General features: G+C 45.8%; 32 protein-coding genes and 1 pseudogene. All 33 read right to left on the reverse strand.

Translation table 11 applies throughout. From position 1 onward, the window contains the following. Positions 1-87: 87 nt before the first annotated feature. A complete protein-coding gene (locus tag A7K50_RS02245) occupies positions 88-426 on the reverse strand; it encodes a hypothetical protein (RefSeq protein WP_243103609.1) in 339 nt (112 codons plus the stop codon). Positions 427-775: 349 nt separating this feature from the next. Further along, on the reverse strand, positions 776-1,204 hold the full coding sequence (locus A7K50_RS02255) for a chemotaxis protein CheW (RefSeq protein ID WP_020491899.1): 429 nt from the start codon (positions 1,202-1,204) through the stop codon (positions 776-778). A 42-nt stretch (positions 1,205-1,246) separates the two neighbouring features. Beyond that, positions 1,247-2,017 (reverse strand): flagellar hook-basal body protein, encoded by a 771-nt coding sequence (locus A7K50_RS02260; protein ID WP_026156380.1) that lies wholly within the window; start codon positions 2,015-2,017, stop codon positions 1,247-1,249. A 40-nt stretch (positions 2,018-2,057) separates the two neighbouring features. Continuing rightward, positions 2,058-2,465 carry a flagellar basal body rod protein FlgB gene (flgB, locus tag A7K50_RS02265; protein WP_020491897.1) on the reverse strand — a complete coding sequence of 136 codons (408 nt, stop codon included), beginning with the start codon at positions 2,463-2,465 and terminating at the stop codon, positions 2,058-2,060. A 2-nt stretch (positions 2,466-2,467) separates the two neighbouring features. After that, entirely contained in the window at positions 2,468-3,286 is an 819-nt protein-coding gene (locus A7K50_RS02270; RefSeq protein ID WP_020491896.1) for a flagellar hook basal-body protein, read from the reverse strand. A gap of 62 nt (positions 3,287-3,348) precedes the next feature. After that, positions 3,349-4,290: a flagellar hook-basal body complex protein gene (locus tag A7K50_RS02275; RefSeq protein WP_026156379.1), complete on the reverse strand. Its 942-nt coding sequence runs from the start codon at positions 4,288-4,290 to the stop codon at positions 3,349-3,351. Positions 4,291-4,361: 71 nt separating this feature from the next. Beyond that, positions 4,362-4,829: a flagellar hook capping FlgD N-terminal domain-containing protein gene (locus tag A7K50_RS02280; protein ID WP_020491894.1), complete on the reverse strand. Its 468-nt coding sequence runs from the start codon at positions 4,827-4,829 to the stop codon at positions 4,362-4,364. A gap of 15 nt (positions 4,830-4,844) precedes the next feature. After that, complete coding sequence (locus A7K50_RS02285; protein ID WP_020491893.1) at positions 4,845-6,200, reverse strand: flagellar hook-length control protein FliK; 1,356 nt, start codon at positions 6,198-6,200, stop codon at positions 4,845-4,847. Between the two features lie 100 nt (positions 6,201-6,300). Further along, positions 6,301-7,053 carry a FliA/WhiG family RNA polymerase sigma factor gene (locus A7K50_RS02290; RefSeq protein WP_020491892.1) on the reverse strand — a complete coding sequence of 251 codons (753 nt, stop codon included), beginning with the start codon at positions 7,051-7,053 and terminating at the stop codon, positions 6,301-6,303. Between the two features lie 15 nt (positions 7,054-7,068). Further along, on the reverse strand, positions 7,069-7,485 hold the full coding sequence (locus A7K50_RS02295; RefSeq protein WP_020491891.1) for a hypothetical protein: 417 nt from the start codon (positions 7,483-7,485) through the stop codon (positions 7,069-7,071). Continuing rightward, on the reverse strand, positions 7,485-7,967 hold the full coding sequence (locus A7K50_RS02300) for a chemotaxis protein CheD (RefSeq protein ID WP_020491890.1): 483 nt from the start codon (positions 7,965-7,967) through the stop codon (positions 7,485-7,487). The genes A7K50_RS02295 and A7K50_RS02300 overlap by 1 nt, the downstream gene beginning before the upstream one ends. Beyond that, positions 7,964-8,560, reverse strand: coding sequence for a chemotaxis protein CheC (locus A7K50_RS02305; protein WP_020491889.1), 597 nt, complete (start codon positions 8,558-8,560; stop codon positions 7,964-7,966). Before A7K50_RS02305 ends, A7K50_RS02300 begins: the two co-directional genes overlap by 4 nt. Positions 8,561-8,562: 2 nt before the next feature. Further along, positions 8,563-9,207: a flagellar brake domain-containing protein gene (locus A7K50_RS02310; RefSeq protein WP_026156378.1), complete on the reverse strand. Its 645-nt coding sequence runs from the start codon at positions 9,205-9,207 to the stop codon at positions 8,563-8,565. 71 nt (positions 9,208-9,278) lie between these two features. Next, complete coding sequence (locus A7K50_RS02315) at positions 9,279-10,145, reverse strand: MinD/ParA family protein (RefSeq protein ID WP_020491887.1); 867 nt, start codon at positions 10,143-10,145, stop codon at positions 9,279-9,281. Beyond that, on the reverse strand, positions 10,138-11,328 hold the full coding sequence (gene flhF / locus A7K50_RS02320; protein WP_020491886.1) for a flagellar biosynthesis protein FlhF: 1,191 nt from the start codon (positions 11,326-11,328) through the stop codon (positions 10,138-10,140). The genes A7K50_RS02315 and flhF overlap by 8 nt, the downstream gene beginning before the upstream one ends. Then, positions 11,328-13,391, reverse strand: coding sequence for a flagellar biosynthesis protein FlhA (gene flhA / locus A7K50_RS02325; RefSeq protein ID WP_020491885.1), 2,064 nt, complete (start codon positions 13,389-13,391; stop codon positions 11,328-11,330). The genes flhF and flhA overlap by 1 nt, the downstream gene beginning before the upstream one ends. Positions 13,392-13,906: 515 nt before the next feature. Further along, positions 13,907-14,974 carry a flagellar biosynthesis protein FlhB gene (flhB, locus tag A7K50_RS02330; protein ID WP_020491884.1) on the reverse strand — a complete coding sequence of 356 codons (1,068 nt, stop codon included), beginning with the start codon at positions 14,972-14,974 and terminating at the stop codon, positions 13,907-13,909. Continuing rightward, positions 14,962-15,741, reverse strand: a complete 780-nt coding sequence (gene fliR / locus A7K50_RS02335) for a flagellar biosynthetic protein FliR (protein ID WP_020491883.1) — start codon at positions 15,739-15,741, stop codon at positions 14,962-14,964. The genes flhB and fliR overlap by 13 nt, the downstream gene beginning before the upstream one ends. 24 nt (positions 15,742-15,765) lie before the next feature. Next, the gene (gene fliQ, locus A7K50_RS02340; protein ID WP_015043585.1) at positions 15,766-16,038 is read right to left on the reverse strand and encodes a flagellar biosynthesis protein FliQ; all 273 of its coding nucleotides are present in this window, start codon (positions 16,036-16,038) and stop codon (positions 15,766-15,768) included. A 36-nt stretch (positions 16,039-16,074) separates the two neighbouring features. Beyond that, the gene (fliP, locus tag A7K50_RS02345) at positions 16,075-16,725 is read right to left on the reverse strand and encodes a flagellar type III secretion system pore protein FliP (RefSeq protein ID WP_020491882.1); all 651 of its coding nucleotides are present in this window, start codon (positions 16,723-16,725) and stop codon (positions 16,075-16,077) included. Then, positions 16,722-17,198 carry a flagellar biosynthetic protein FliO gene (locus A7K50_RS02350; RefSeq protein WP_026156376.1) on the reverse strand — a complete coding sequence of 159 codons (477 nt, stop codon included), beginning with the start codon at positions 17,196-17,198 and terminating at the stop codon, positions 16,722-16,724. Before A7K50_RS02350 ends, fliP begins: the two co-directional genes overlap by 4 nt. Before the next feature lie 2 nt (positions 17,199-17,200). Beyond that, on the reverse strand, positions 17,201-17,563 hold the full coding sequence (locus tag A7K50_RS02355) for a response regulator (RefSeq protein WP_020491880.1): 363 nt from the start codon (positions 17,561-17,563) through the stop codon (positions 17,201-17,203). A gap of 17 nt (positions 17,564-17,580) precedes the next feature. Beyond that, positions 17,581-18,768, reverse strand: coding sequence for a flagellar motor switch phosphatase FliY (fliY, locus tag A7K50_RS02360; RefSeq protein WP_026156375.1), 1,188 nt, complete (start codon positions 18,766-18,768; stop codon positions 17,581-17,583). Beyond that, the gene (gene fliM, locus A7K50_RS02365; RefSeq protein ID WP_020491878.1) at positions 18,761-19,753 is read right to left on the reverse strand and encodes a flagellar motor switch protein FliM; all 993 of its coding nucleotides are present in this window, start codon (positions 19,751-19,753) and stop codon (positions 18,761-18,763) included. Before fliM ends, fliY begins: the two co-directional genes overlap by 8 nt. Before the next feature lie 34 nt (positions 19,754-19,787). Beyond that, positions 19,788-20,222: a flagellar basal body-associated FliL family protein gene (locus A7K50_RS02370; RefSeq protein ID WP_026156374.1), complete on the reverse strand. Its 435-nt coding sequence runs from the start codon at positions 20,220-20,222 to the stop codon at positions 19,788-19,790. Next, a complete protein-coding gene (locus A7K50_RS02375) occupies positions 20,212-20,427 on the reverse strand; it encodes a flagellar FlbD family protein (RefSeq protein ID WP_083916770.1) in 216 nt (71 codons plus the stop codon). Before A7K50_RS02375 ends, A7K50_RS02370 begins: the two co-directional genes overlap by 11 nt. A gap of 13 nt (positions 20,428-20,440) precedes the next feature. After that, positions 20,441-20,872, reverse strand: a complete 432-nt coding sequence (locus A7K50_RS02380; protein ID WP_020491876.1) for a flagellar FliJ family protein — start codon at positions 20,870-20,872, stop codon at positions 20,441-20,443. After that, a pseudogene (gene fliI / locus A7K50_RS02385) lies at positions 20,872-22,189 on the reverse strand (flagellar protein export ATPase FliI). Before fliI ends, A7K50_RS02380 begins: the two are co-directional and overlap by 1 nt. After that, the gene (locus A7K50_RS02390) at positions 22,155-23,021 is read right to left on the reverse strand and encodes a FliH/SctL family protein (protein ID WP_119774507.1); all 867 of its coding nucleotides are present in this window, start codon (positions 23,019-23,021) and stop codon (positions 22,155-22,157) included. Before A7K50_RS02390 ends, fliI begins: the two are co-directional and overlap by 35 nt. Continuing rightward, a complete protein-coding gene (gene fliG, locus A7K50_RS02395) occupies positions 23,005-24,012 on the reverse strand; it encodes a flagellar motor switch protein FliG (protein WP_020491874.1) in 1,008 nt (335 codons plus the stop codon). The genes A7K50_RS02390 and fliG overlap by 17 nt, the downstream gene beginning before the upstream one ends. Before the next feature lie 2 nt (positions 24,013-24,014). Then, positions 24,015-25,616, reverse strand: coding sequence for a flagellar basal-body MS-ring/collar protein FliF (gene fliF / locus A7K50_RS02400; protein WP_020491873.1), 1,602 nt, complete (start codon positions 25,614-25,616; stop codon positions 24,015-24,017). A gap of 17 nt (positions 25,617-25,633) precedes the next feature. Beyond that, a complete protein-coding gene (gene fliE / locus A7K50_RS02405) occupies positions 25,634-25,954 on the reverse strand; it encodes a flagellar hook-basal body complex protein FliE (RefSeq protein ID WP_020491872.1) in 321 nt (106 codons plus the stop codon). Positions 25,955-25,957: 3 nt separating this feature from the next. Further along, positions 25,958-26,440, reverse strand: coding sequence for a flagellar basal body rod protein FlgC (gene flgC / locus A7K50_RS02410; protein WP_020491871.1), 483 nt, complete (start codon positions 26,438-26,440; stop codon positions 25,958-25,960). Between the last annotated feature and the right edge of the window lie 6 nt (positions 26,441-26,446).

Below are 26,446 nucleotides of genomic sequence, written 5' to 3' on the forward strand. Positions count from 1 at the left end.
ATTGATAAAAACACTATTTGTTAATTATATTATATCATGAGACGTCAATAACCAATTCCATTTAATGTCAAATATTAAGCTATGCTATTATATGAAGCCGTCAGCTTGTCGGGTTAATACGCTGCATTTAACTACCTGTTTTTTCTGGCGAAGATAAGTGACTTCCACTAAATCTTTCTTATGAAGTTTATGGAAAGCAGCCGCATCAATACTTAACGTGAGTATCTCTTCTCCGCTTCGTAAGCTTAGTGTATACTGCTCAGCTTCCGCAGAAAGGCTTTCGATGACCCCTTTCGACACTGCCGCATTGTTCAGCCAATCCTGATTGTAATCCATAAACATCAGGGAGTAAATAAAAACGATCAAGACTAGGAAGAGTGATCGGGTTGCAGCAAGAAATTTACTGAAATGATTCTTTTCGGCCAATGCCTCTCTAAATATAGAAAGGCATTTTGCCCCTAAAAAAATGCAGACAAGAAAAAGACCGCTCAAAGCCGGCCAACTAATTTTAAAAAGATATAAATAATAGTCGATATGCACTGCTAACCCTTTTTCACTATCTTTTCTTTATCAGTTCCGCATTCGGGACATTGTTTTGGACGACATCTTCCTTCAGAGACCTTTTTGCATATACTGCATTCCCACAAAGCCAATTCAGACGCCCTCCTTTTCTAGTTAATTATAATGAATTCAATTTAATATAAATCAATATCTGAAAAAAGTCAAGATAGCTCACCAAACCTCCAGTCACCAGTAAACAGGCAGGCGGAGCCAATCAGGCCAAAGCCTTTAAATCTTCCAGCTCATCGGTTTTAAAAATAAATGCCGGATCCAGCTGAACAATCAGTCTGTCCGGGAGATTGACAATTCCTCCGATAAATGAGGCAGCAACCAAAGGAGGCGCCTGAACAACATTCTCAAGTATCCTTACCTCAATGATCTCATCAACGGCAATGCCAACAACATTATCATTAATTTTCATAATGATTGCAAAACCAGCTTCATTCCGGGACGGAATCTCAAATTTGGCATGCAGATCAATCAGCGGAATTGCCTGACCTCTAATAATAATAAGGCCCTTGACATATTTTGTAGACTGGGGTACAGGATGAACTTCTGTCAACTGTGTTATTTCCTGCACGACCTCAATCGGGAGGCCATATTCTTCGCTACCCAGCAAAAAAATAACGGATTGGAAGCCCATAGTTATCACCTCTTACGTATGTTCTGCTTTTTCAGGAGCCAGTTACACCTTTCCTATTTCATTGACGGCTTTTTGTAAAATTTCATCATTGGTTTGGACCACTTTTTGATTCGCTGAATACGATCGCGTTACCTGAATCATTTTGACCATTTGCGCATTTAGATCGACGTTTGATTCCTCAATAAAACCCTGTTCAACCCTGATGTTTTTCGGTAGTATTTCCGTAGGTTGATTCTGGCTGTTATAAAGACTCGTAAGTCCGTCACGATCCAGATCTTCCGCAGGGATGTCCACAATTGTAAGTTTGTCTATGACCTGGCTGCTATCAGTACTGATAATTGTTCCATCCTGCAGAATGGTGAAATCGTCCGGCAAAGGGCCGATTGCTCCGTTTTGACCAAGAACAAGATTACCGCCTGCTGTTCTGAGCATGCCGGAAGGATCAACCTGAAAATGTCCGTTTCTGGTATAACGTTCCCCGTCAAGCGTTTCGACGACAAAAAAGCCGTCACCGTTAAGCGCCACATCAGTCATATTTCCGGTTTCCCGGATCAAACCGGGTTCTGTGCTGTATAAGACTTTCTCCGCATAGACACCCGTTCCCATGATTCCCAGCGGAACATTTTCCGAAGGCTTATCACTGGTCGTAGAAGGGGTAAGCCTGCTGACCAGTAGACGCGGAAAAGAAGTGACCCTTTCACTTTCTTCAAGATAGCCGGGATTGTTCATATTTTCAATATTCCGGTCTATCGCCTCACTCTGTTGGTTATTCATAATCATGCCTGAAGCTGCCGTATATAATCCTCTGAGCAAAAAATCACGCTCCTCCAACGAACCGTCTATTCTTGGATGGTTATTCCTGAATTGCCTGTTTCAGCATGGAGAGATGCATCGTTAACATCCTGGATAATGAATTGTATTGAAGGGTATTTTCTGCAAGCCTGGTCATTTCGAGGTCAATATCCACGTTATTTCCGTCATTACGGTAGGTGGTGCCCTCATCCTTGACTACGAAGCTGTCTGAAGTCAGCCCTGTCCCGGTAATCGGGATATGGCCAGGCTCTGTGCCGGATACTGCTGTTGCATTGTTCATGCTGTCCATCGTAGCTTGCAGGATTTTATCGAAACTGACATCTGACCTTTTAAAATCGGGCGTGTCATTATTGGCGATATTGTCGGCCAAGACACGCTGACGCAGTCCGAGTCCATCCAACCCGCTCTCAAGTAAATTAAAAATCGGACTATTTAGCCATCCAGCCATGCTTATCTCCTCATTGCAATGCTCTGAGCCGTCATCTCATCAAGGTCCTGCCTAATCCGAACATCGACCTGGTAGGCTCTCTGGACTTGTATGAGATCGGTCATCGCCGTTAAAAGATTTGTATTGGATTTTTCCAGCATTGCGCTCTTAATAACGCCATATCCGTCTTCTCCCGGGATCCCGGCCTTTGCCTGACCTGAAGCTCCTGTTGTAAAATACACGTTGCTGCCTGCTTGCTCCAATCCATCAGGATTCGTAAAGCGGAAAAGAGAAATCTTGCCCAAGATAACGGGGTTGCCCTGGTTTTCCTCTTTCCCGGCGGGGACAGCCTGATCCTTTTCTTCTGCCATTGTCCGCACGCCATAGATAGTACCGTCGCTGTCAACACTGATGTCCGTTACATTCTCCGAAACAGATATCTTCGGTTCAAGCAGCATTCCTTGGTTGTTAACCAGATTTCCTGCGGCATCGACACTGAAAGCCCCCGACCGTGTATAGCCAAGCTTTCCGTCCTCCGTTTTCACCTGGAAGAATCCATCTCCACAGATTGCAAGATCCAAAGGGTTCCCGGTACTCCCCAGGGACCCTTGTGTAAAGTCGATGCGGTTTCCGTCGTATTGATTAATGTGAATTACCGGATTTTGCGTCACAGGCATACCACCGTACTGCGCCATCGTATTGCTTCTATCCTGAACGTCGTAACATTCTTCAATAGACAACAGCTGCTCCTTGAAACCTGTCGTGCTGGCATTGGCTAGATTGCTGCCAATCATGTCGATACGATCCTGAAGCGTTTGTAAATATTCCGTTGACAACTTCATCGTTCGTAGTCTCCTTTACCTGCTTAAATAGTTCTCCGTTAACGCCAATTATCCTTCAATGCTTAGCTGCGTTTCAGGTTGATCAGTTCTTCAAGCAGGGTGTCAGAAACCGTAATAACTCTAGAGTTAGCCTGGAATCCGCGCTGGGTTACGATCATATCCGTAAACTCCTGGGAAAGGTCAACGTTGGACATTTCAAGGTATGATGTCATGATATCGCCCTTGTCGCCACTGCCCGCGACCCCGAATTCAGCGTCACCTGAGTTGTTGCTTTGTGTATAGAAGTTGTTCCCCTCATAATTCAGTCCGCCTTCATTGTTGAATGTAGCAAGGGCCAGCTTAAACATTTCACGGCTAACAGAATTGCCCGTTGCATCCGTGAAAACCCCGGTAACGACACCTTTGGAATCAATCCCATAGCTTTCCAGCGTATAGTCAGTACCACCGATCTGGTACGTCTCTCCCTGCTGGATAATGATATCGGACAACGTGGTCATATCATAATCAGTTGTCGAAGGAAAATGATCATTCGTATTATCAGCTAATGCATAATCTCCATTCAGATACCCTTGGACTTTTGCTCCTGTGTTCGTATCGACCAGCATACCGTTTTCATCAAGATCAAAATTGCCGGTTCGGGTAAAATAGGTGTTTGGCCCAATCTCAACAACAAACATTCCTTCTCCCTGGATCATCATATCTGTCGGTTTACCGGTATAGGAAGAGCTTCCCTGCGTCATAATCTTATCGACGGATCCAAGCACGCTGCCGAGACCGATTGTAATGCCATTGGTTCCCCCTATCGTTGCTGTTGAAGGATTGCCCGCAGTAACTAGGCTTGGAGCCGAAGCTCCCTGGGAAGCCTGCCCGAGCATCGTTGCGAAACTGGCTCTTTCTCTTTTATATCCGCTCGTGTTTACATTGGCAATATTGTTACCAATCACGTCCATAGCGGTCTGGTGATTTCTTAAACCTGTAATTGCAGAATATAGTGAACGCATCATAAGGCGTTTCCTCCATTTTAATATTTTTTTGCAAATTTGTTCTAACACAGACACATTTTTTAGCCATTTGCTTATGGTGTAGCTGCAGCAGACCCTTTAATCTCACTAATATCTTCCAGAGATAACTCAGTTTCCCCGACCACCAGAGCCAGCGAACCGTCTGCCCATTTCACCGAAGTGACGGTACCGCTCTGCGATGCCCCATCACTATCGGCCCAAGTGACTTCTTTGCCGATCATAGCCGCTCCCTGCGTCAGCAGGGACTGGCTATTCAACGTAACCATGCTTTCTTTCAGCTCATCCATCGCCGTTGCCATGTTTGAGAGCTGTTCAAGAGAACTGAATTGGGCAAGCTGAGCAACAAACTGGCTATTATCCATCGGAGACATTGGATCCTGGTTTTGCAGCTGAGCAACCAAAAGCTGAAGAAAGGCCTGCTTATCTAAAGACGTACTGTCGGTACTGTTGGTGCCGGTGCTTGTGCCTTTAGTCGCGGCTGTATCCGAAGTTGTACCGGTTACATTATAAACGCTTGTCATGGTTTCCTCCTCGTTTCAGACACTGACATTAATTCGATTACCCTGGTTATTTGTCGTCAGGTAAGACGTAAATACCGGTAAAATACTGCTTGCTTCTTCTTGAAGGGTTAAGGCTGTTTCCTGCTGACTGCGGTAGTCATTCCTGTCCTGCGAAGACTGCTGGTCATTCTGGCGGTAACCCATTTCAAGAGTTCCGCACGAAACACCGATCTGCGCCAGGCCGTTCCGTAAATCCTGCAGGTTGTTCTGAAGCAACGATCCCGTAGCCTGTTCAGAAGCATTGATGATTAGATGCAACTGCCCATTTTCCAGCTTCATGGATACATTCAGCTTTCCAAGGTCCTGCGGCTGCAACTGAATAGAGATCTCCTTAATCTCCTGAGAATTCAGATCCTGTTTATTCAGGATGCCCAAAACCTGGTCCCAAACCGCACCTGGATTGACCAATCCTGCTTTGACACTGCTTACGCCAGTTGCTGAGCTGGTAAGCACAACATCAGTCTTGTCTCCTGAAACCAGTATCTGGTTCGGATCTATTGAGCTGTCCATTGAATCGTTTTGAGAGTTGTTTCCCGAAGAAGATAAATTCTGCTTGTTTTTTGCAGAATCTTCCGCCGCTGCAACACCGCTCAAGGTGTTCTGAGTGGTTGTATTCTGAGTGGTTATATTCTGAGCTGTTGCGGTAGAATTGTCCGCTCTGTTCTTATCTTGAATCAGAGATAATTTGTCGGACAGCCAGTTGAGCAGCTTCGCATTCGTATCCGAAGGTTCTGTTGCTTGATAATTTTTGTCTTTTTGTGAAACAATTTTCCCAGAGAGTTCTTTTAAATATCCTAATATATCATCCAACTCCGCTGGATCGAGAGAATCGGCCGTCGAACCAGAAATCCCTTTAAGTCCGAAAGCCTGCAGGTAGTTCCCGAGGTGTAACCCTTCGCCATTGGTCATAGTCTTATCGGCTTGCCCTGCGCCTGAGGAAAGAACTTCTTGCAAGGCTTGTCCGAGCATCATCCAGGCAGCATCGTTTCCTTTCAGTGCTAAACCTGATACCAGGGAACTATTTTGATCTCCATTTGATCCGGAAGTGGCCTCCATGCCAGCCGGAAATAGGTTTTGAAGAATTTGCAAATAAGTGCTCAGTTCCGAAACAGTCCCGTCGGAAATGGTGACTTCTCCTGAATCGGAATCCGGACCAGCTTCCGCCAATTCTCCAAGAATTTGTTTATCAGCCTTATTGGAAGGATTCAATTTCTGCATAAAAAGCGCAAACAGAAGGTTGTTCTGGTCAATGCCCTTACCTTCTTTTCCTGCTGCAGAATCAGTTTTTGTTCCTTCAACATTAACAGGCGTCAAAACATTCGCTACATTCATCCTTTCACCTCCTGTGTACTGTTATTCAGTATATCGGCACATTTTGGCCTAAACTTTAGTCTCTGCCAAATAAAAAAACCATTTTGTCCTCCAAAATGGTTTAGAAAATATTCTTTTTCTGTCTTCCCAGATAGCCTCGTAATCGTAAGATGGCCTGAGAATGAATTTGTGAGATCCGGGATTCCGATAAATTCATCACCGCCGATATCTCTTTTAAAGTCAGTTCTTCCCGATAATATAAAGCGACCACCAGCTTCTCTTTCTCCGATAATTTCTCAATGGCTTCTGTCAAAATCTGTTTCTGTTCCTCTTTTTCGATCTGGCCAAACGAATCCTGCGAGCTCGGGTCAATAATCAGATCAAGAGGTGAACTGATGATATCCTCGTTATCGTTGGAATTGACATCTTCAAGCGACACGAGTGTCATATACTGTGCCTGCAGCAGGGTCGCATTCAATTCCTCAACGGAAATATCGAGGTGCCGGGCTGCTTCTTCCAGGGTTGGGCTGCGCCCGAGCTGGTTCTCCAGCCAGGCATAACCCTGCGCAACCTGCTTGACCTTCTGGCGCGCTGAATGCGGAACCCAATCCATCGTTCTTAATCCATCAATAATCGAACCCCTGATTCGTAACGTTGCATACGTTTCAAATTTTACGCCGCGAGAAGGATCAAATTTTTGAAGCGCATCCAGTAAGCCAAATACGCCGTACCCAAATAAATCCTCCTGATCAATATGCTCTGGCAGAGACATGGCTAGCCGGCCTGCAATCCTTTTCACGAGCGGCAAGAATTTTTCTAAATGCTCTTCTGTCCATACAGCTTGTTTGGGTGTATCATATTGTCCTTTATACATGCAGCATACACCTCCTTACTGATCATCACCCCAGCCCATTTTTCTGACAATCTCCGCTCTGGCTGCGGCATCCGGTAAATGATCCATGATCTGGTTGTTGATTTGGCCCGGAACCCGTTTTTTTAGTGACAGAAGGCTCTCTGCAGGCTGCCCCGTCTTATTCGGGGCATTTTCGTCCTGACTTTCCATATCCCCAAGGAAGATATCAATTTTGGAAGGTGGTCTTTCTTCTTTGACCGGAGGAGAGACCTTGTTCCATAACAGAATAAGCCCTTTGCCCAAGAGATAAATAAACAAAAAGGCCAGCGCGGTTCGTAGTATGATAGCAGGATAACGATAACCGTTGAATATGGAGAATACCAGAACGATTCCGGCACTGATAACCGACAGTCTAAATGCGTTTTTTTCTAGTTTTCTTTCTGGCTCTGCCATTAGATCACCTTTTCCCCATGGTTAATGGTCCTCACATGCAAATCGCCGGATTGAATGTCAAAAGTGATCGTTCGCCCGAAATTGCCGCCGACATCATGGACGAGCAGCGGAATCCCGGCCTTTTTTAATTCCTGTTCCACTGACTGGGCGTTGCGCTCTCCAATTTTCAAGAGTGGTGCCTTATTTCCAAACGAAAACATCTGAGCCCCACCGGCCATTTTAGCTTTGAGTCTCGATTTCATAACCCCAAGCTTAAACATTTCCTCGAGCATCATGGCCAGGCATGTATCGGCATACTTCATCGGATTGCCCTGAAGGCTCTCCAAAGAGTTAGGAAGCATGATATGGGCCATTCCCCCAATCTGGGATAACGAATCATAAACACATATCCCGATACACGAACCGAGGCCTGCCGTCATCAGCTTGTCAGGCGCCTTTTCCACTTTGTAATCAGCCATTCCTACAATGATCGTCTTGCTCATATACCAAATACTCCCAACAATTTGTCAAGAGAACCTTTACTAGGAATAAAGAAAAATTTCCCTTCCACTTCTTTAACCCCGGATAATTTCGTATCAATGATCAAAACATCGTCATCAACCATTCCTTCTTCCAGCAGGACGCTGTCAATAATCGCGCCGACCATGTCAATAGCTATAGCCGGAATTGACGGATGTAGCAGGACTCCGGAAAACTTGGACAATGCGATGATGAAGGAACTCACCAGAATATTTCCGACTTCCTGCAACGCCGACTGCGCCATTTCGTCACTGAAAATATCCGGACGTTCTGAAAGCGAAAGCAGTTTTTGGGCTATGACCCTGGCGCTTTCAATCGGGAGGACAAAAATAGCCTTTCCGGGTGCGTCCCCCTCGACTTTCAGATAAAGCGCCACCTGAACGGTATCGTATTCACCTAGCGCCTCGCTGAGTTTTTCGAGCGGGACAAGCCATACTTTCGGCACGGACATGTCTATTCTTGCCTGCAGCAGTTTAGAAAGCGATGTCGCCGCATGCCCGGAACCTATATTTCCAATTTCCTTTAAAGCTTCCAGCCTAATTGCAGATATCTCCATGTTCAAACCAGTCCTTTCTTACGCATCTCTCGTTGAAGCTCAAATACATAGGTAATGATTTTATCACGCGTTCTTTCAGAAATCTCATAAAATTCGACGGAAACAAGATACGTTTCTTTTTCATCTTCTTTGATGCAGCGTACCACTACTGCCGGAATCTGCATCGGACTATCCATAATCATGGGCTCAACAACGACAGGTGTCTTTTCAGGTATACATTCTCTAGCGTGGAAAAGCAAACCACCACCACTCAAATCATGCATAAATCCTTTCTGCTCTATCCCTAAACCGTTTTTCTCCACTATCCTGTATTGGAGAGGACTAACCACCTGGACCCTAACATATTTTCTTCTTTGAACTTTAGATATTTTCTCGGGAAATTCTATAATAAACGTTGGAATAGGAACAGAAAACCTTTTGATCAAGACAGTCGAGAAGGAATACGCCGACAGGTCGTCGACAAATACCACTTCCAGCCGCGTTCCTTCTCGGAGCGGAATAAACTGGCCGTCAGCGACCGGTACCCCGATGGTTATGATTTTCTGCCCAACCTCTTCTACCCTGGTCTTATATCTGCCCTGATATTCTCCTTCAGGGACAACAATTTGGACACTTAAGCCTTCATATACTTTGTCTTTATAAAGCATCTTCATCACTCCCCAAATAGCTCTGACCAGGCTAGTCACATCGTTTGATGTCTGACGCTATCTTCATCTCGTTATTTCAATTTCAGTAGAGAAGAAATAAATCCTCTGATTCCGCTGCTTTGAGTCGGAGGCTGCATATATACGCCTGCAACATTTCCGGCGATCCATTGTACGCAGCGATAGGCATAACTTTCAGGATTCGATAACCCGACCGGTTTCTGTTCCATCACGGAACGTCCGACTGATGGGTCGTCGTAAATCCATCCCAATAAACTGATGGGCATCCCCAGAAACTTCGTAACTGCATGCTCCAGTCTTTCATAGGCCTGCTTCGCTTCGGTCTCACTTTTGACCCGGTTCACAACAATGTTAAGATTCACTCTTCCGGTTGGACCTTTGATTGATTTAATCAGTCCATAAGCATCGGTCATGGAAGGCGGTTCCGGCGTCAAAACGAGAATGACATCGTCCGCAGCGCTGATAAAGTTCAGTACAGTATGTCCTAAGCCAGCTCCTGTATCAATCAGTAGGATATCTGCCATTTTTTCGAGGCGGCCAAGATTAACAAGAACATTTTTCAGCTGTCCCCTGTCCAAATTCGCGAGCTCTACCATTCCAGATGCTCCAGGCAATACTTTGATTCCTTTACCAATCGGGTAAAGAATATCTTCAATTCTTTTTTCACCAGTCAGCAGGTGTTTAATATTGTATTTCGGCGTGATCCCAAAAGCAACATCGACATTGGCCAGTCCCAGATCTCCGTCAAGAATAATCACCCTGTAATTGTATTCGGTCAGAGCAAGCGCCAGGTTCACCACAAAACTAGTCTTGCCCACACCACCTTTGCCACTGCTGACTGCAATGACCCGCATATTTCTTGGCATTGCAACTTCTCTTTCACTCGCCATCTGCCTGAGTATACTTGCTTGGTCATGCATATGGATTATCCTCCCCAAGAACGTACCGGGTTAGTTTCTCGGAAGTGGCTGCGTCAATATCATCCGGGACATTCTGTCCGTTTGTTAAATATGCAACAGGCAAATCGGTCTTTGCCAGAAGGTCAAGTATGGAACCGAGCGAAAAACTCTCATCCAGCTTTGTTAAGATCAGATGCGTGGATAACTTATTGAACCTTTGGTAAACTTTCATCTGGTCTGTCATGTTGGTTGTGACACTCATGACAAGCATTGTCAGGTCAGGTTTGGCCTTGTCCAGAAAAGCTTCCAGTTCGTCCATATGAAGGTCGTGCTGTGGACTGCGTCCGGCTGTGTCAATAAAAATAAGCTCTTTGTCGGCATGGATGTTAATCGCTTCTCTTAACCCTTCCGGCGTCATAACAACTTCAACTGGAACACCGATAATTTCTCCGAAAGTTCTGAGCTGTTCGACTGCTGCTACTCTGAATGTGTCGGCTGTTACCAGCGCCACCTTTCTTCTTTCAATGATGCTGAAACCTGCTGCAAGTTTCCCGATGGTTGTTGTTTTCCCGACTCCGGTTGGCCCTACCATTGCGACCACCAGTGTCCTGGATTTGCTTGGCCTAATAACCTCGGTATTTGAACATAATCTCTCGACTTGATTTTTCAACAGCTCAAATACTTTTGTATTGTTTTCCCACTGGTCTTCGGCAAGATCGTTTCTGATAGGTTCAAGCAGCTCAGCGGCAGTCTCTCTGCTGGCTCCTCTAACCGTCAGAAAATTGATCCAGTCGGAGTAGCGTTTGGATTCGGCACTGCTGCTTAAGTCCCCTTTGGTGATATGCCCCTTAATTTCTTTTAAAATATTGTGCATCTGTTTAATTTCGGACTGGGCATCATCGGGAATACTTTGTTCTCTCGTATTTTCATTCTCTTTTTCTCTGTAAGCTTCATAGGCCTTTTTTATCACATCCGTATTAACGACTTTGACAGGTTCATCCTCCGCTGACTTCATCAAGGTATGATTTTGCTGTCTTTCTTCAATCGCTGCGGTAATTTCCACTTTTGTACGCGCAAAAAAGCCTAAGAATCCACCTTCTTTAATCTGGCGGGTTTGCAGAATCACTGCCTCGGATCCAAGCTCCCGTTTGATCTTCCCCATTGTATCTGCCACATTGTCACCGACAAACCGTTTCACCCTCATTAATCCAACACCACCATTCCAAGAGCCTGAACCTCTATTCCCTGTACAAGTTCATTATAAGACAGGATGACCAGGTGAGGAAGTTGACGCTCTGTCATTCTTTTTAAACTTATCCTGACCATAGGAGCACACAACATTACAGGATTGTGTCCCTGCAGCATAATTTTTTCTACTTGTGCGCCTATCCTTTTTAAGAGCTTCTGTATGACATTCGGGTCAATATTCACATAACTGCCGAAGTCCGAGGGGCGAAGATTATCCAAAATCATCTGCTCAATCTTGGGCTCAAGTGTAATTACCGGCAATTTTTTTTGAGGATTCAGAAAGGGTTGTACGATCTGGCGGGCCAAACTCTGCCGGACATATTCGGTGAGTCTGTCCATATCTTTTGTCAGAGGAGCACAATCGGCAAGCGTTTCCAGGATCGTCACCAGATCTTTAACCGATACCCTTTCCCTCAGCAGGTTGCTGAGTACCTTCTGAACCTGCCCCAGACTGAGAAGGTCGGGGATAAGCTCTTCGACAACTGCCGGTGACTGTTCCTTGGTATGATCAATTAGTTTCTTCACATCCTGTCGGCTAATAATCTCATGGGCATGCGTTTTTAGAACTTCCGTTAAATGGGTTGCCAGTACAGTCGGTGCATCGACAACGGTATACCCAGAAAGTTCAGCCTGCTCTCTGACCGACGCGTTAATCCATTTGGCATCAAGACCGAAGGCTGGCTCTTTGGTTGGAATGCCCTGAATGGAATCATCTTCGATTCCCCCACTAAAGGCCAGGTAATGATCGGTCATCAATTCCCCGGAAGCAACCTCCGCACCTTTTAGTTTGATCGTATACTGATTCGGCTGTAGATTCATATTATCCCTGACCCTGATCACTGGAACGATAAATCCGAGTTCACCGGCCAGCTGCCTGCGGATCAGAATAATCCTGTCCAGAAGGTCCCCGCCCTGACCGGCGTCAACCAGAGGAATCAGCGCATAACCGATTTCCAGTTCCATATGATCAATTCCAAGTATATTCATAACATTTTCAGGCTTCTTAGTCTCGTCAATATCGCTTCTAACGGCCGCCTCCGACTCTTTCTTGGCTGCCTGAGCAGTGTTGCGCTGAAGGTAGTAGCCCATTCCGCCAGTAGCGGCGGCAAACATTAGCATGGGTACCTGGGGCATACCAAAAATGGCGAGAGCTACCAATACGCCGGAAGTAATATAGAGCGCCTTTGGCATCCTGAACAGCTGTTTGGCCAAATCCTGCCCAAGGTTACTGTCTGATGCGGCTCGGGTTACGACAAGGCCAGTAGCCGTTGAAATCAGCAACGCCGGGATCTGGGTTACCAGCCCATCTCCGATCGTCAACAGCGTATAGGTGTATAGAGCATCGGTAACCGCCATACCCTTGGTTACCATTCCGATAATAAAGCCGCCGATAATGTTAATTAGCAGGATTATGATTGCCGCAATGGCATCTCCTTTGACAAATTTGCTAGCGCCGTCCATCGCACCGTAAAAATCTGCTTCCTGTTGGATATTCAGTCTTCGAGTTCTGGCCTCCTGATCCGTGATGATCCCGGCGTTCAGGTCGGCATCAATGCTCATCTGCTTCCCGGGCATTGCATCCAAGGTAAAGCGGGCCCCGACTTCGGATACGCGTTCCGCGCCTTTGGTAATGACCAGAAACTGTACCACGACCAGGATACAGAACACAATAAAGCCAACAATCGGATTTCCCTGAATAACAAACTCTCCAAACTGCTGAATGACCTGCCCCGCCTCAGCCTCGAGTAAAATCAGTTTCGTCGTGGAAAGGTTCAAGGCCAGTCGAAATAGTGTCATGGTTAGCAGCAAGGAAGGCAGTACGGAAAACTCCAGTGGATCCTTTGTAAAGACAGCCAGCAGAAGAATCAGAACTGATCCTGTAATGTTTAAGGTAATAAGAAAATCAAGCCAACCTGCGGGCACGCCAATGACCATGACAACAATGATGCCGACGATGCTGATGGCTGCGATAATATCCGTATTTCTTGCTAATCTACCAGCGCGAGTTGTCGTGGCCATGATGCAGTATCCTCCTTTGCTTGATTCTGTGTTTTCAATAATGATCCTTGAATATATCTATTATACTATTGGCTAAAGAAAAATCGCTTTTCGGGTAGGTCTCCGTAATATATAGCCGCTTTCGGCCATTGCGTCCTCCTTGACGCAAAAGGCCGCGCTACGCACTCCATGCTCCACTGACGCTGGCTATATATTACGGAGACTTATCTCTGAAGCTATCTTTGTTTTGGGTATTTCTTCAAGAAGTTTACTGTTTGCATGTTCTCATAGCTTGGAATGGATCTGCAAGTACATAATTCCACAATGGCATACAAACCTGCGTGAATGAGCTTACGTTCAATTCGGGGCAAAAAAGCTAGACCCTAATAAGCATAAGATCAGTCTGCGTGCCACAGTTCCGCGGCGAGCGGAGCCTGGATGGCGGTAGCGCGGCCTTTTGCGTCAAGGAGGACGCAATGGCCGAAAGCGGAATTGTGGCATGCAGACTTGCCCCGGCATAATGGTACCGGCTCCCGCTACGCTGAATAGGATCGTCTCTTTTTGTTAAGACGGAAGACAAACGCGAGGACTTCGGCGACTGCCTTGTATAGTTCCTTTGGCACGGACTGCCCAAGCTCAACCTGGGAATAAAGCGTTCTAGCCAAAGGCTTGTTTTCCATAATCACAATGTTGTTTTCCTCGGCAACCGCCTTGATTCTTAAAGCTATTTCATTCTGCCCTTTGGCGACGACATAGGGAGCAGGATATTTGGCTGTATCATATTTTAGGGCGACTGCATAATGTGTCGGGTTCGTAATAACGACATCGGCCTGCTTGAGGTCCTCCATCATTCTACGCATGGCCATCATACGCTGGCGTTTCTTAATCTGGCTCTTGATAAGTGGATCTCCCTCAGTCTGTTTGTATTCTTCTTTGATTTCTTCCTGAGACATTCTGAGGTTTTTCTCATAGTCCCACCATTGATAAAGAAAATCAGCAAATGCAATAACCAGAAAGGCCAGGGCTATTTTCCAGGCCATTTCAAACAACAACCCACTTAGGAAAATGAGGGACTGACCAACTTCAGCTCCTTGCAGTGCCGGAAATACATCAATGTTTTTTCGAATAACATCGATAAGAAAATAACCAATTACCAGCACTTTGAACAAGGACTTAACCAAATTGACCAGAGCCTTTAGACCAAACATTCTTTTGACCCCTTCAACAGGACTCATTCTTGAGAATTTCGGGATCATAGGTTCGGTAATGAACACCGGCCCCGTCTGCAGAAAATTTACGGCGATGGCGATGACCAGTGCAACAGCAAATACCGGTGCCAGGATCAGCAGGCACTGCCATGAAACATCGATGACAACCTTCCAGAGGGACTGAATATTCCAGTCCACGGAAAGACTTGCTGTATACGTAAAAATGTTAGCTAACCTTTGGAACACATATGGCAGCCATATTTTCAGCAACCCGATAATTGCCAGAAGCATTACCGCCGAAGTCAGTTCCTGACTTTTAAGTATCTGGCCTTTTTTACGGGCGTCCTGCTTTTTCTTGGGAGTCGCCGGAAACCTTTTTTCAGCTATACACTCCACCCCCTGAACAGTTCAAAAATCCACTGCATCGTAATATCGAAGACTCTGGATACCGTATCTCCAAAGAAAGCAATCATTAAATACAACATGGCCAAGCCAAAAATGATTTTTACCGGAAATATCACGGAAAACATATTCAGCTGCGGTACGATCTTCGCTAAAAGGCCGACACCGACATCCGCTAGTAATATGGCACCAAAGACCGGCATCGCAATCTGGAGCGATAAACTCAAGACCTTCCCGGTAATTTCAATAAAAAATTCTGCGCCATAGTTCACCCCGGCAGGATTAATCGGCAGAAACTCATAACTTTTGGTCACAGCAGCAATGATATAGTAATGGGAGTTTGTGGCCAAAAGCAGCATCGTTGCAATCATCGCCAGAAAACTTCCCGTCATCGGACTTTGCATACCGTTGATCGGATCGATAACATTTCCGGTCATAAACCCGAGCTGAAAATCAATTAGCTGCCCAGCTCCCTGCATGACCATGGAAAGCAAGTTGATAATGAATCCTATCGTAAGGCCCAGAAGCGTCTCCTTCACCAGTATCCCAATCAAAGGGAGTAATGCATTCGGTATAACGGGATTTTGGGCTTGAATCAGCGGATATACTACAATGGACAGTCCCGCGGCGAGACCCAGTCTTATCATTGCCGGAACGCCTTTTGCGCCGAACACCGGAGCAAGCATGACCATTCCTGCCCAGCGGGAAAAAATAAGCATGAATAAAGTAAGATTCCACTGTAAGTAATCAGACAGGTTCAAGTTGCTTCCTCCATTGGGCTGCTTTTAATACCGGGCATATGTGGCAATCTCAGTAAAGAGCGTTGCCGTGTAAGTGGTCATGACATTGAGCATCCAGGGGCCCAAGATAAGCAGAATCACGGCAACTCCCAATAATTTCGGAATAAAGGACAGCGTTTGCTCCTGTATTTGCGTCATGGCCTGGAAAATACTCACAATAAGACCGATAAGCAGGCTTACCGCTAGGACCGGTCCACCAACAATGACTGCTATCGCTATTGCTTCTTTAGCCATAGCAAGAATTTGATTCTCAGACATTCCGTTTCACCTCTGGCAAATTTCTTGGAAATCCATTTAACTGAAACTTGAAACCAGAGACTTCACCACCAATGACCATCCGTCAACCAGAACAAACAGCAATATCTTGAACGGCAGGGAAATCATCATCGGAGGCAGCATCATCATCCCCATTGACATCAGCGTACTCGATACGACCATATCGATAATAATAAAAGGAATAAAAATCGCAAAACCCATCTGAAAAGCCGTCTTTAATTCACTAATGACAAAAGCCGGAATTAAAACATACGTCGGAATATCCCCATATGTTTTGGGCTGCTCAATTTTTGCCATATTCACAAACAACGCCAGATCTTTTTCTCTGGTTTGTTTAAACATAAACGTTCGTAACGGCTGTTGGGCTTTGTCCAGGGCTTCCTCCTTCGTTATCTGGCTTTGCAGGTAAGGTTGAAGCGCATTGGTATTGATTTGGTTGAATGTTGGCATCATGACAAAAAAAGTAAGAAATAAGGAAAGTCCGATAATGACTTGGGTAGGGGGCAACGTTTGTGTTCCCAGTGCATTACGGACAAAAGATAAAACGACAACAATCCGGGTGAAAGAAGTCATTAATACCAGAATAGCCGGTGCAAAGGAAAGGACAGTAACAAGTAAAAGGATCTGAACCGCTGAGCCGGTCTGCCCTACATCAAGTGTTATGTTCATTTTTTCTCCTCCTTGAGATAGTACTCAAGTTCAGCAGAGAACGGTTCATTCTTTTGCTTCCTTCTTAACCTCTTCCAGATGCCGGACATCCATCTGTCCATTTTTTCCTGCGGTTGTCGGGCAATTTCCTCAAGAATTTCAGCAGCAACATCAAGATCGTCAATCTCGGCCACCTTTGTGATATGATGATCCGTCCCGCCAAGTACCTGGATCTTACCGGCAATTTCGACCAGATACAGGGCCTGTTGACCGTTTAAGACCTGCCGGTCAAGGACTCTTACCCACGGCGACTGAATATTGCGCAATGAGAAGCGGTTCAGACGTTTCATCAGCCATAGGGCGACGACGAGAATAATCAGAAAGACGACAATCATCCCGATCAGACCAGCCCAGGAAAAAGGTTCCGTCACGGTTGTCGCTGATGCTGCAGCTTCTGAAGCACCCGGATAAGGCTGATTTTCATATCCGTTCATGGCTATTTCAGCGCCTTGGCAATCGCTTCGAGTACTCTTTCCGCCTGGAAAGGCTTGACAATAAAATCTTTTGCTCCAGACTGGATGGCTTCAATAACCATGGCCTGCTGACCCATTGCACTGCACATGATAACTTTGGCCTGCGGATCCTTGGTTCTAATCTCTTTCACAGCCTGAAGCCCATCCATTTCGGGCATTGTAATGTCCATTACCGTGATATCCGGTTTCAATTCCATATATTTGTCGACGCCAACCATCCCATTTTCTGCCTCACCGACAACCTGATATCCATTATTGGCCAGGATATCTTTAAGCATCATTCTCATAAAAGCAGCGTCATCAACAAGCAAAACTGTTTTCCCCACTACGCTTCCTCCTCGATCTAGTTTAATGTGTCAATTCTTTCATTTGGATTTACAATTTCTGTAATACGGATTCCAAAGGTCTCGTTGATTACGACAACTTCACACTTGGCGATAAGTTTGCCGTTGACAATCATATCGACCGGTTCGCCTGCCAGGCGGTCAAGTTCAACGACGGATCCGGGACCCAAATCCAGGATTTCCTTGATCGTTTTTATTGCTTTACCGAGCTCAACATTGACCTGGAGCGGAACATCATAAATCAGACCCAGATTGCTCGGCAGAGCTGCGAGTCCCCCCGAAGAAAGCGGTGCAAACTGCGCCGGTTGCACAAAGGTCGGCTGAACCTTCTGGGAAGGAAAATCCACAGGCGGCTGCCATATTGTCTCCATCGGTGAAGGAGGCGGAGCCTGAGGTTTCGGAATATGCGGCTCAAGCTGTACCGGCGCGGCCGGTGCAGTATACTGGGGCTGCGGTTCCGATACTGTTTCCTGAGCGGGTGCCGCGTACATTTGTCCCAGAAGCTTGTCGGCCATGCCTTTGGCAACTTCAAACGGGAGTACCTGAATCAGAACGCTGTCAATGATTCCTTCAATGATCATTCTAAAAGAAACTCTGATCAATGGTTCATCGGCATTCAGATTCTTGCTTAACTCATAAACCTCATCATCCTCCTCCGCTACGATGACACGGGGAGGCGTGATGTCCACAACCGAATTGAACATTGTGGACATAGATGTGGCTGCCGATCCCATCATTTGATTCATTGCCTCTGAGATACCGCTTAACTGGATATCGGATAGTTCATTTGTCGGGCTCTTGCCGGCCCCCCCCATCATCAGATCCACAATAATGGAACCGTCTTCGCGGGAAAGAACCAGCATATTGGATCCTTCAATCCCTTTTTTATATTTGACATCAATGAGAACATGCGGCACGGGATAATCTTCGAATATTTTCTGTGCTGTGGTCAGTTCGACTTTTGGAGCAGTTATCTCTACGCGCTTTCCGACAAGTTGAGATAAAGTTGTTGCGGCTGTCCCCATCGATATATTTGCAATTTCTCCCATGGCGTCTTTTTCCATATCGGTAAGCTGAATTGTCTGGCTGTTACGTGAAACAGGCTCGTCAACCTCTTGGGAACTGATATCCATTGAGCCGGACAGCAAGGCATCTATCTCCTCCTGCGAAAGCATTCCGTTACCCATCCTCATTCCCCCCTTTTTTAATGACATCCGTAATCTGCACTGCCATTCTGTTTCCAAATAAGCCAGGCATTCCTCTGAATTTGATGTATTCTCCGACGTAGACAGCAAGAGGGTCCTTGATGCCTTGATTCAGAGGGATCACGTCCCCACGTTCCAAATTGATTAGATCCTGTACGGTGATCTGGGCTTTGCCGATAACGGCTTTCATCGGTACTCTAGCCCATTCAATCTTTTGGCGGATCAACTCCCTTTCCTCAGGGGATATGACCTTCCCTCCGGAAGAGAACAGCAGAAGATTATTCAATTTTTCCAAAATCGGTTTCATAACAATATAAGGAAGACAAACATTAATCATCCCCGACTGCTCTTCAATCTTCACCTCCATGGTCACGACAACCACCATTTCATTTGGCGCAACAATCTGGGTAAATTGGGAATTTGTCTCCACATTAACCAACTGAGGATTCCCTTCAAAAATTTCAGCCCAGGCTTCCCCCATTAATTGGACAATCTTGCTTAGCCGGCTGATAATGATTTTTCGCTCAATTTCCGTCAGATCACGATTTTTGGCCGGTTCCATACCATGGCCGCCTAGCAGTCGGTCTACCAGAATAAAGGCCAGTGAAGGACTGAGTTCGAGCAGCCCGTTCCCTTCCAGCGGCGGCATGCTGAAAATTCCAAGGATGGTCGGATAGGGCAGAGAACGAATAAATTCGTCATAAGTCACCTGCTCGGTAGACAGCACTTTGGCATCTACGGCAGTATGCATGTTTCCTGCCAGAAAAGTCGCTAATGAACGGCAAAAATTTTCATGAATATTCAGCAAGGAGTTCAACTGTCCTTTGGAAAACTTGTTGGGCCTTTTAAAATCATAAACTTTGATTTTATGAGGGCTGGACATTTTTATGGTTTCTTCATCAACTGAACCGTCTGACAATGCATTTAGCAAAGCATCAATTTCCGCTTGGGATAATACTTCACCCATCCAATCCCCCCTCCTTTAATCCGTTTGAGATTTGTTAATCATACATGAAATCTTTGAACAATACTTCTTTGACCTGGTCACCGCAGACGTTATTCAGCTCGGTCAGCAGCTCCTCTTTGAGTTTTTCACGTCCTGCATTTGTCCGGACATCGTCAATTCCTTTTGATCCAATCACGGAAATGATACGGTCTCTCAAGAATATTTCTTTTGCTGTAATCTTCTCTTGGGATTTCTTGTTCACGCCTTCCAGTACAATATTCGTCTTTATCATTCCACCTCCGTCGAGGTTGATCATAAATTCGTCTTTCATTTCAATCAGTGGTCCAACTTCCTCCGTAACTTTTTCGACCTGAGCGGCGCCTGAACCGGAACCCGGGAAGATTTTATCTTTAACAATCGTGCCGCCTACGCCAAGCCCTGCTCCGATAACAATAAAGATAAGGGGTACGATAATTTTTTTAATTTTCATTACTGCGGGTTCCTCCTCTGAATTCTGGATGGCAGCGTCTTCGAAATTCTGCAATCCTTTCTATGAGCTCATCAATGGATTCTTTGACGACGTACTTCTTTTCAGTGGTCAGTGTAATAACCGTGTCGGGGGTAGCCTCCGCCGTCTCAATCAAGTCTGGGTTTATTGTAAATTCTTTGTTGTTCAGTCTTGTCAAATAAATCACATCAATCCTCCTGTCATTTCCAGCCTCTAAGGTTCTGGGCAATCTCATCAATTTCAGATTGTTCTTTTTTTAATTGTGCTATATAAAAAAGTCTTATTTTTTTCTCTTTAAGCCTTTTGTATTTTTCTGTTTTAATTCGGCACTCCAGCAGCTTTTCCCTTTGTTTTTCGACTCGAATATTTTGTTCTTCGACTTCTTTTTCTCGCTTCAGCAAAATATTTTTTTGATCATAACAGTATCTTTGCCATAAGTTCAGTATCTGTGGCTCTTCAAGACAGGCTATTTTTTGTTTCTCGTAGGCCTCGTTCAGAAGCTGCTTCTGGAGATCCCTTTGTTCAGTCAAGTGGTGCAGCGTTCTGAGCGCCTGCGCCAACAACCCCTGCTCAATATCCATTTCCTGCTTGGCCAGTCGCAGAGAAGCCTCTAAACGAAATTTGAATGGCATCACTTATCCTTATCGCTCTCTTCAAAAATATCTTTCATAAAGCTCAACATTTCATCAAAACAGCATTTTTCATCCGTATTCTGACAGACGAAAGCGCGTATCTTTTCATGATGCTTGATAGCCTGGTCGATCCGGTTGCTGCTTCCCTCCACATAAGCACCGATGTCAATCAAGTCCTTGGCTTCATGGTAGACTGCAAGATGCTCCCGAATTTTCCCGGCGAGTTCCCTGACCTGCGGATCCGCAACATCGCTCATTAAGCGGCTGATGGATTGCAGGATATCGATAGATGGATAGTGGTTTTTCGCCGCCAGTTCCCTCGTCAAAACAATATGGCCGTCCAGTATTCCCCTTACGGCATCCGCAATAGGTTCATTATGGTCATCACCGTCAACAAGGACGGTATAGATCCCTGTAATACTGCCTTTTTCAGATAAACCGACCCTTTCTAACAATTTTGGCAGCATGGCAAATACCGACGGAGGATATCCTCTGGTTGCCGGAGGTTCTCCGATCGTTAAGCCTATCTCCCGCTGGGCCATTGCAAAACGGGTCACGGAGTCCATCATGAACAATACATTTTTACCTTTGTCGCGGAAATATTCGGCGACCGCAGTTGCCGTGAAGGCAGCTTTCAGTCTGACGAGAGCAGGTTGGTCTGATGTCGCGACAACGATCACAGACCGAGATAGACCTTCTTCTCCAAGGTCTTTCTCCATAAAATCCCGCAATTCCCGCCCGCGTTCCCCAACAAGCGCAATCACGTTCACATCGGCTTCCGAATTCCGTGCCATCATCCCTAATAGCGTGCTTTTACCAACACCTGATCCGGCAAATATCCCCATTCTTTGGCCTCTGCCCATTGTCAGCAGCCCATCGATGCCTCTGACCCCAACGTTCAGAGGCTCACAAATACGCGGTCTGAACAATGCACTGGGTGGCTTATTATGAAGTGGATACAATTGATCCGTATTTAAGGGTCTACCATCAAGCGGCTGACCAAGTCCGTCAAGGATTCTTCCTAACAATTCAGGACCGACTTTGACATTCAGCGTTTCATCCTGAGGGACCACCTTATCACCCGGGGCTACCCCTTCCAGCTCCCCGAGAGGCATAAGCAGGGTTTTTGTTCCTCTGAAGCCAGCGACCTCAGCAGGAATCGCTTTGAAGTTGGAAGCCATAATATGGCAGTATTTCCCGACGCTAACTCTCGGGCCATCCGCTTCAACCAAAAGGCCACTGATTTTAGAGACTAACACAGACTGAGATTGGCTCGTATTGTTCAATTTTCCGGGCCAGCGCCTTCCAGTCGGCCATACTTCAACTCCCCCTTGAGGTATTTTTCTATCTTTTCCAGCTGAAGTTCAATCCGAGCATCAAATATCCCTTCGGAGCATTCCAAAAATGTATCTCCGGCCTTGATTGTTTCATCAATAATGACCGGATAGCTAGGCTTGTACTCAGACGGGAGATTTTTATACCAATCCCAATCTCTACTGGACAGGTGGATCTTTATGCTCTGTTTGTCACTAGGCAGCAAGGTAAGATTCTTAATGATGCCCAAAAGAAGTTCAGGATCAATGTCTAATGAAGTATGAATAATTTTGCTGCAAATCTTCAGACAAAGGTCTGCCAGTTCCCTGTCTGCTCTATTAGATTCATCCGTCAGGACCTTTTGAGCCATGTCTAGATAGTTTGTTGCCTGCTGTGTAATCAAGTCTGCCCGAGACTGAGCTTCTTCAAGTCCCTTATTATAACCTTCTGCAAAAGCGACAGGTGTAATCTCGCTCTTGACCTTTTCCTGATATTCGATGGTTAAGGCTTCACTTTCCTTTCGAGCATTTTCAATGATTTCAGTCGATGTTTTTTGAGCTTCGGCAATTAGCTCATCGGCTTCAGCCCTAGCCTTTGCCAGGATATCGGAAACCTCTGGCCCCCAGTCTTCCTCTGCAACCGGGGCCGTTTCAGTCACATACTGCTCTATGAGCGTATAATCCTCACTAACGGACAGCACAGCCAAGGCAGAGGAAGCATCATATACATTGGTCCTATTTCGATATATCTCCGGATCAGGTGATTCTAGAATCCGCGGAGAAGTAATTTCAATAATCTTGCTCTTCAAAACTGAGGTTTTAGTAGATAATTTCATCTGCACCACCTCTGGAGATTACAATCGCTCCAGCTTCCTCCAGCTTACGAATAACTTTGACAATCTTCTGCTGGGCCTCTTCAACTTCACGCAGCCGAACGGGGCCCATAAACTGCATATCTTCCTTCAGCATACCTGCAGCTCTGCTGGACATATTCGTGAGAATCTTCTGTGTGACGTCTTCATTGGAACCTTTCAGTGCCAAGGCAAGATCCTTGGTTTCGACTTCTCGCAGTACCAGCTGAACAGAACGATCGTCAAGCAGGATGACATCATCAAACACGAACATCTGGCGCTTAATCTGTTCGGCGAGATCCGGATCATCCATTTCTAGAACATCCATGACGGCTTTCAACGTACCGGGATCTGTCCGGTTAAGCATATCAACAACGGACTGCATCCCCCCTGATGAAGTATAATCGGTCGGGGCAAGATTAGAGATTTTGTTTTCAAGCACCTTCTCTATTTCTTTCAGCACTTCCGGACTTGTTCTTCCCATCAGGGCAATCCTTTTTGTGACCTCCGCCTGCAGGTCCTGCGGCAGACTCGCTAAAATCGTAGCCGCTTTGTCCGGTGGAAGGTGTGTCATAATTAAAGAAATCGTTTGCGGATGCTCACCTTGGATAAAAGAAAACAGCTGTTTGGCGTCCGTACGACGGACAATGTCAAACGGACGCATCTTCAAAGAAGAGGACAGGCGTCCGATAATATCAAACGCTCTTTGCTGTCCCAAAGCCCTTTCTAATACATCCCTGGCATATTCGATGCCGCCCTGCGCAATGTAATTGCTGGCCAGACACATTTTATGAAATTCATCAACGACCGAGTCTCTCTGTTCCTCAGACACCTTGCGCATATTGGACATTTCCAGCGTAAGCTGCTCGATCTCCGGCTCAGAAAGAAATTTAATGATCTCCGAAGATCTTTCCGGACCCAAGGTAATTAGTAGTACTGCTGCTTTTTGTAATCCCGTAAAAATTCCGCTGCTCATCCTTATTGCTCCTCAGTCAGCCAGGTTTTGACTAATCTTGCCACATCATCCGGATTTTCCATCGTATATTTTTCAACTTCTTGACGGATCTTCTCTTTTTCAATTTCTTCCGTAGTTTTGGCTCTCTTCCGTGCCAGTTTTAAGTCGGCCTGACGTTCAGCCTCAATCTGTGAGGCCAAGATCTGTTCAGCCTCCTGCAGTGTAACAAATTTGGATCCATCTGCCATATCCATCGATTCGATCGCCAATTCTTTCTTTTTCGATCTGGACCTTAAGATTGCAATCAGAAGAATAATCGCCAGCAATACGCCTCCACCAATCTCCGCATACAGTAGAATTTGGGCCTTGCGGGCAGCTTCTTCTATCGCCGCCTGCTTCTCAAGCGCCGTCGTCTTTTCAAAAGGCAGTCTGGCCGCCTCAATCACATCACCACGATCCTGATTATAACCAACAGCGGAAGAAACAATATTCTTGATGTTATCAAGCTGTTCATCTGTTACACTATCCGAATCGGCCAGGACAGACACAGTCAATCTTTTGATCTGTCCGGGACTTACGATCGTTTCTTCCTGGGTCACACTTGGCTGAAAATTCTCTGTCAGACTGTTTTTTTCTGAAGTTGAAGTCGTACCGCTTTGGCCGGTAACCGGATATCCAGGCACATTAGTCTCCGTACCAGCAACACCCCCATTAGCAGAAGTACTACTGCTTTTCTCCGATACTTCCTGCCGGCTGGTAACAGCCCCGTCTTCACTTTTCTGACTGGTAATCTTCTTTTGATCGAAGTCGAGAGTTGCGTTAGCCCTGACAATGGTATTACCCGCCCCAAACACTTTATCCAGCATCGTTTGCACAGAACTTTGGATATCGTTTTCATACGTTTGCTGAACTTGAAGCTGGGTCGCGGATAATTTCTGCGGCGAAGTGCTGCTTCCGAGAATATCGGATAAGACATTGCCGTTCGTATCGACAATTGTCACTTTATCAATGCTGAGCCCTTCGACCGAATAGGATAAAAGGTTCGCGATTGCCCTTACCTGATCTTCCGACATCTCCTTTCCGTACTTTCGTTTGATCGTTACAGCAGCGGTTGTAGCTTCCTGCTGCTCGGAAAACAGGGCGTTTTCAGGCATAACAATATGAACCCTTGCATATTCCACACCGTCAAGCGTTCCGATTGTTTGTTCCAGTTCGGTCTGCAATCCCAATATATACCTCAGTTTACGGTCTTCGTCAGTTTCACCGATTCTCATCTCATTCAAATAATCAAAACTGAAGGTGCTTTCACTGGGAAGGCCTTGATTGGCCAACTGCAGCCGAACTTCTGCAACATTCTTATGAGGAACCTCGATAGTTGAACCCCCATCCGCCAATTGATATTGAACATCTAATCCTTTCAGCGCCTCCGTGATCGCTCCGGCTTCCTCGGTTTTTAAATCGGAAAACAGAACGGTATACTCCGGACGGCTTGCCCAAAAGATAAGTGTAATCAAAGCAGTTGCAACAATAACCGGTGCGGCGACTAGAATAATCTTTTGCGGGCCGGTCAGTTTTTTCCAAAAATTACGTACAGCATCTAGTATTTCCGTTAAGGAAAAATTCAACTACCTTTCCCCCCAGATTAGATTTGCATCTGCATGATTTGATTATAAGCATCAACAACTTTATTGCGCACAGTAACCGCCAGCCCTAAAGCCAGGCTGGCTTTTTCCATGGCAATGACCGGTGTATGAAAGTCATCAACTTGACCCGTAGCCAAATCTGCCGCAGCCTGTTCAGCTTCAGACTGCACATTCTCAAGCTTATCAAGCGCTTCACTCAGGAAAGAAGAAAAATCAGCGGAACCATTGGCATTGTTCGTTTTGGAAGCTTCAGAGTTTATTTTATTATCCAATGGGGAAAGCGGAACAATCATCGTCAGAGGCTCAATCGCATTACTCATTTTTTACCCCTTTCCAATCCCGAGGGCTGTGGAAGCCATGGCTTTACTCGCATTAAGGGCGGTTACATTCGCTTCATAAGACCTGTTAGCTGAAATCATATCAACCATTTCCTCTACGAGGGTCACATTTGGATAGCGTACATATCCGACTGGGATTCCATCTTCGGCTGTTTGGGCCGCATCCGGATTATCCGGATCGTATTCCAGTCTGAATTCATTATCATCCTGAATAACAGCAGTGACCTGAACCCCTTCACTTCTTAACTTGGTACGGGTATCCTTAAATACATCTGCAAAATCCGTTTCAGATGGACGAGAAGAAAAGACGGCAACTTCGCGCTGATAAGGAATGGGGTTACCGGCCACAGTTGTTTGTCCTGTGTTGGTTGTATTGATATTGGCAATATTATTGGATATCAGGTCAAGCCTAAGTTTTTGGGCAGTAAGACCCGAGGCGCTGATATTCATACCGGTAAACAGACCCATATTATT

It is taken from the genome of Dehalobacter sp. MCB1, assembly GCF_003590275.1.
In the GTDB taxonomy this organism is placed as follows: domain Bacteria; phylum Bacillota; class Desulfitobacteriia; order Desulfitobacteriales; family Syntrophobotulaceae; genus Dehalobacter.